Origin of the sequence: Escherichia sp. TW14182, assembly GCF_000208525.1 — a bacterium.
GTDB lineage: Bacteria > Pseudomonadota > Gammaproteobacteria > Enterobacterales > Enterobacteriaceae > Escherichia > Escherichia ruysiae.
Map to the genome: position 1 here is coordinate 1 of NZ_AEJZ01000015.1, position 5,779 is coordinate 5,779.

A 5,779-nucleotide genomic window follows, 5' to 3' on the forward strand; every position below is an offset into this window, starting at 1 on the left:
CCCGTTTATTGGTCTGACTGATCACCGCCGCCAGGTTGGCACAGACAAAGGTTTTACCAATTGACGGGCTAACCCCGGTCATCATCAACACATTGTTCTGCGCCTGCATCATCGCAAAGTGCAAACTGGTACGCAGACTGCGGATGGCTTCAATCGCCAGATCGGTTGGATTCCCCACCGCCAGTAGCTGGCTCTGTTTATAGCGTTTAACCCCTTTGATGGTTTTGACGCTATCGCGCGCTTTCTGCCATTCCGACAGCGGGATGCTGGCATAGACGCTAATACCGTGTTCTTCCAGCACTTGCGGGCTTTCGATGCCGCGATTAAACAGCGAGCGCAGCAGCACACCAACAATGGAGAGCATCAGGCCAAGAATAATCGCACCGAGAATAATCAGCCCTTTCTTCGGTTTCAGCACGCCAGGCTGGGTGATTGCCGGGTCAACAATGCGCACATCGCCAACGGTGCTGGCTTCGGTGATTTTCAGCTCCTGCTCTTTATTCAGCAGTTGCATATAGACCTGCTGACCAGACTCGACATCGCGGGTCAGGCGCACAATCTCCTGCTGGGTTTTCGGCATCGCCGTTACGCGACCGTTAAGTTTGGCTTTTTCGTCTTCCAGCGCCTGCCGTTTCTCCAGCAGCGTGCGATACGCCGGATGAACTTTGGTGTACAGCTTGGAGATTTCCGCCTCTTTAAAGGTCAGTTCGTTCAACTGCGCGTCGATGTTCACCATCGAATCGAGCACCGCTTTCGCTTCCAGCGGCAGATCCACAGAATCTTTATCCTGACGGAAGGCATTCAGTTTGTTTTCGGCGACATCAAGGCGGCTGCGCACTTCCGGCAATTGTTGCGCGAGGAAAGCGAGGCTTTTCGACGCTTCCGCCGATTTGCGCTCAATATTTTGTTCCTGATAGTTACGGGCGATGCTGTTAAGAATATCGCGGATCTGTTCGCGATCTTCACCGGTATAAGTCAGGCTCAGTACGCCAGCGTCTTTGCCGTTCTCCGTTACCGTCAGACTGTTTTGCAGTTGATTGATCATCCCCAGCGTGGAGTATTTGGTGACGGTAAACTCACTGCCCGGGCTGGCGTGAATGGCCTCAACCATCAGCGTGACGCCTTCTTTTTTCAGCATCTGACCTGCTTGTCCACGGGCGCTAAAACCACTGTCGCTACTCAGCGTGTAGTTTTTGTTGTCCAGCACATTAAGCGTAAACACCTGATCTGCCATTTCTTTTGGACGGTTAAAGGTGGTGACTTTCACCGTCTCATTCTGACGTCCCATCAGGCGCTCCCAGCCCGCGCCGAAAATCGGGAAGGTGTTTTTGCTCACCGCGATATCGAGGTCAAGATCGTCTACCGTTTTACCGAGTACCAGACGCGAACGAATCAACTGGATCTCAGCGTCCGAGGCTGGCGGTTTGTTGGCTAACGCCGAACCAATGTCCTGCACCAGCGAATTGCCGCCGCTTTGTTCGATTTGTACCAGTGCGTCGGCACTATAAATCGGCGTGGCGAAGAAAGTGTAAACCACAGCACAGAGGGCAAATACGGCGGTGATGCCAATCACCCACCAGCGCGCTTCAATGACGGTGCCGACCAGGCGACCGATATCGATTTCATCACTGCCCGTTACCGGAGCGGCATGTTGTTTTACTTTTTCTGTCATTCTTATACCTGCTCTGCGTTCAATGCCTGCGCCCACTGGCGGGCAGACCGTTCAAGTAATGTGTACACCGCTGCAAACGTTTCCCGACTTTTGCGATACGGATCGGGGATTTCACATTCGTTATCCCAGTGACCAAACAGCATCACTTTGCCGCGCATCTCCGGCGCCATCTCGCATAAGCGTTCGATATGACGCTTTTCCATGGTCAAAATCAGGTCGTAGTTGCGACACAGGCGGCGGCTGATTTGCCGTGCACAGTGACCTTCCAGAGACAGTTGATGCTCGGCGGCGACGCTGATGGCGGTAGGATCAGCGCCCTTACCGACCAGCGCGCCGAGTCCAGCGGACTCCACATTCAGCTCCGGGTGATAACGTTGCAGTAAGCGTTCCGCCGTCGGGGAACGGCAAATATTGCCGACACAGACAACTAAGATGTTGTTAAACATGACGATTACCAGTTATGAATGTCGCTGGCTGTATCCGTCATGTAACGGACACCGCTAATAGTTGGCAGCAACTGATTGATCAGACGGTTCCAGCGGGAAACCGGGGCTGTGGTGACATACACCACGTCATAAGGTTGCAGGCGGAATTCCGTCGCCATCACCAGCGACGTGGCATCGGACATATCCAGCTGGTAGATATTGGCAATCTTGCCGTTACGCCCGCCCTCGCCTTTCAGCGGACGAATGACAAAGATGCCGCTGGCGTTGGAGGTGGTCATGTCGATACCTTCGGCATTGCCCAGAGCTTCAGTCAGGGTCATGCCGCTAAAGTCCATTTTCAGGGTGCTCTGTTTCTTCACTTCACCCATCACAAATACTTTCAGATCATCATTACGCGGCACGTAGAGAATATCGCCGGGGTAAAGCAGTCGGTTCTGATTGAGGTCGCCGTTTTGCATCAGCGCCTGCAAAGAAATGCGTTCTTCACGACCATTGTGTGTCAGCACCACATTGCGCCAGTCGGCTGTGTCGGTCAGGCCACCTGCGGCATTAATGGCGTCGAGAATGGTCAGTGGTACGTTGGTGATGGCCTGCTGACCGGATTTATTCACCTGACCTGAGATATAGGCTTTTTGTGAGCGGAAGGCGGCGATATTAACGTCCACCTGCGGGTCAGCGATGTACGTCGCTAAGCGGCTGGTAATATCACTGCGGATTTCAGCGAGCGTTTTCCCCACCACGTGAACCTTGCCGATATACGGGTAGAACATGGTGCCGTCAGGCTGTACCCAGTTGCCAGTGTCGCTGGAGCTGCGGTACTGACCGGCTGGCGTAGTGAGTTCCGGGTGATCCCAGACGGTGACATTAAGAACGTCGCCCGGCCCGACGCGATACTGGTAATTAGCAATCTCGCTTTCCAGCGTCATATTGGGGCGCGCCACGTTCGGGCGTGGGCGTAATTGATCAATCAGGCGCGGGGTCAGCGGATAAACATTCACCATTTTGTCGAGGTCGAAATCAGCGTCCTGCTGTTTGATGACGTCTTTACCCAGCGTAGACATATTACTGCCCGGAAGTACTGTGCAACCGCTTATCAAGGTTACTGACACCAATAATGGCATCAATTTCATTTTGGATTTCATCATTGTTTATTTATCACTTTGGCAGAGTAATTATCCTGTGCATTATTTATCGACATGCACATTTACCTTGCAGCTAATTGAATAAGAATTTAACTGGCATCAGTCCTAAAAAAATTGATTTCATCCGCAGGCTATTGACAGAATAATTCAGACTGGTCTTTCAGGCATCCAGACACGCTACCGCCCCTGGCTTTTTAGCTACCAATACACTGATTTAGTTTGGTTTTTAAAACCCTCTCAGCATACAGTCGTTTATGAGAAAGGGTTATTCAAGAAATTAACTTCCGAATATAAGGTAGCATTATGGTAATTGAATATTGGCTCTCCAATAATGCAGGAGGAAGTGTTACAGCTAACGGAATAGCAGGCAAGGTAACAATTCGACAATGGGCTATTTTTAAGAATTATAGTAAGTGTAATTTGTGATGTTTTTTAGGAGTTTCTTTAGGTTGACAATATTTAATATAGCATCTCTATATGCGATATTTCTTAAATAATATTTTATTATTACCCCTTTTAATTCAGGGATAATGCAATGTTATAGTTCTCAAATAAAGTCAGATAAATAGTGCTGCAACATTGCATTTTTGCCCCGATTTATCCATGATCGAATTGTGACATTTGTCATACAACGAATAGGTTTTGTACTTACTATGGAATGGATTGCCGATCCGTCTATCTGGGCCGGGTTAATCACGCTGATTGTGCTCGAACTGGTCCTCGGCATTGATAACCTGGTCTTTATTGCCATCCTCGCCGAAAAACTACCGCCGAAGCAGCGCGACCGCGCACGGGTTACCGGGCTGCTGCTGGCAATGTTAATGCGCCTGTTACTGCTGGCGTCAATCTCCTGGCTGGTCACCCTGACTCAACCACTGTTCAGCTTCCGCTCATTTACCTTTAGCGCCCGCGACTTAATCATGCTGTTTGGTGGTTTCTTCCTGCTGTTCAAAGCCACGATGGAACTGAACGAGCGACTGGAAGGGAAAGACAGCAATAATCCCACGCAACGCAAAGGTGCGAAGTTCTGGGGTGTGGTGACGCAAATTGTGGTGCTGGACGCCATCTTCTCACTCGACTCGGTGATTACCGCCGTCGGGATGGTCGACCATTTGCTGGTCATGATGGCTGCCGTCGTTATCGCTATCAGCCTGATGCTGATGGCAAGTAAACCGTTAACGCAATTTGTTAACAGTCACCCGACGATCGTTATTCTCTGCTTAAGTTTCCTGTTGATGATTGGCTTTAGCCTGGTGGCGGAAGGTTTCGGCTTCGTCATTCCGAAAGGCTATCTGTACGCTGCGATTGGTTTCTCGGTGATGATCGAGGCGCTCAATCAGTTAGCCATCTTTAACCGGCGACGTTTTCTTTCCGCTAACCAGACCCTGCGCCAGCGCACCACCGAAGCGGTAATGCGCCTGTTAAGCGGGCAAAAAGAAGATGCGGAACTGGACGCCGAAACCGCATCAATGCTGGTGGATCATGATAATCAGCAAATCTTTAATCCGCAGGAGCGGCGGATGATCGAGCGGGTGCTTAATCTTAACCAGCGTACCGTCAGCAGCATCATGACCTCGCGCCACGATATCGAGCATATCGATCTCAACGCGCCGGAAGACGAGATCCGCCAGTTGCTGGAGCGAAATCAACATACGCGTCTGGTCGTTACCGATGGCGATGACGCGGAAGATTTGCTTGGTGTTGTTCACGTTATCGATCTGCTACAACAGTCGCTGCGCGGCGAACCGCTCAATCTGCGGGTGTTGATTCGCCAGCCGCTGGTTTTCCCGGAAACCTTGCCGCTGTTACCTGCCCTGGAGCAGTTCCGCAACGCCCGCACGCACTTTGCTTTTGTGGTGGATGAGTTTGGCTCGGTGGAAGGGATTGTGACATTAAGTGACGTCACCGAAACCATTGCTGGTAACTTACCGAACGAAGTGGAAGAGATCGACGCCCGCCATGATATTCAGAAAAACGCCGACGGTTCCTGGACGGCGAATGGTCATATGCCACTGGAAGATCTGGTGCAATATGTACCGCTGCCGCTGGATGAAAAACGTGAATATCACACCATCGCCGGGCTGCTGATGGAATATTTACAGCGTATTCCAAAACCTGGCGAAGAAGTTCAGGTGGGGAATTATTTGCTCAAAACGTTACAGGTGGAAAGCCATCGCGTGCAGAAGGTGCAGATTATTCCGCTACATAAGGATGGCGAGTTGGAGTACGAGGTGTGATGGTATGTAGGCCTGATAAGACGCGTAAAGCGTCGCATCAGGCCTACAGCATATGTCATCTGGAAACTTACATCTTCTCCAGCAACTTCTTCACATCTTTGCCATTGCGGGAATCTTTATTGCGCTCAGCCCAATCGTGCAAGCGACGTTTGGCTTCATCCTGTAAGTGTTTGCGCAGTAACTGATCCACTTGCAGGCTGTAATTGAGTTGCTGCCAGTTGCCGTAAACCCGCAGCGGTACTGGCGTTTCTTTGAGGAAATCAATCAGTTTGCTTTCTCCGT

4 protein-coding genes and 1 pseudogene are annotated in these 5,779 nt (G+C 50.9%); 1 reads left to right on the plus strand and 4 read right to left on the minus strand.

Annotated elements, in window-relative coordinates; genetic code table 11:
- The 3 genes from wzc to wza form a co-directional block, all read right to left on the minus strand.
- Nucleotides 1-1,672 (minus strand): tyrosine-protein kinase Wzc (gene wzc, locus EQY_RS0101675; protein WP_000137150.1); only part of this gene is annotated, 1,672 nt, incomplete at its 3' end.
- Between the two features lie 2 nt (nt 1,673-1,674).
- Nucleotides 1,675-2,118 (minus strand): low molecular weight protein-tyrosine-phosphatase Wzb, encoded by a 444-nt coding sequence (gene wzb / locus EQY_RS0101680; protein WP_000482919.1) that lies wholly within the window; start codon nt 2,116-2,118, stop codon nt 1,675-1,677.
- Nucleotides 2,119-2,123: 5 nt separating this feature from the next.
- Nucleotides 2,124-3,263, minus strand: a complete 1,140-nt coding sequence (gene wza, locus EQY_RS0101685) for a polysaccharide export protein Wza (protein WP_000978081.1) — start codon at nt 3,261-3,263, stop codon at nt 2,124-2,126.
- Nucleotides 3,264-3,913: 650 nt separating this feature from the next.
- On the opposite strand from wza, the gene EQY_RS0101690 reads away from it, so the two are divergent.
- On the plus strand, nt 3,914-5,497 hold the full coding sequence (locus tag EQY_RS0101690) for a TerC family protein (RefSeq protein ID WP_000454703.1): 1,584 nt from the start codon (nt 3,914-3,916) through the stop codon (nt 5,495-5,497).
- A gap of 67 nt (nt 5,498-5,564) precedes the next feature.
- Here the strand turns inward: EQY_RS0101690 and EQY_RS0101695 are convergent.
- Nucleotides 5,565-5,779: pseudogene (locus EQY_RS0101695) on the minus strand (outer membrane assembly protein AsmA); the annotation flags it as partial.

Coding starts and splice junctions, on each gene's coding strand:
- wza (WP_000978081.1), bottom strand. CDS start 3,263: ATGATGAAATCCAAAATGAAATTGATGCCATTATTGGTGTCAGTAACC.
- EQY_RS0101690 (WP_000454703.1), top strand. CDS start 3,914: ATGGAATGGATTGCCGATCCGTCTATCTGGGCCGGGTTAATCACGCTG.
- wzb (WP_000482919.1), bottom strand. CDS start 2,118: ATGTTTAACAACATCTTAGTTGTCTGTGTCGGCAATATTTGCCGTTCC.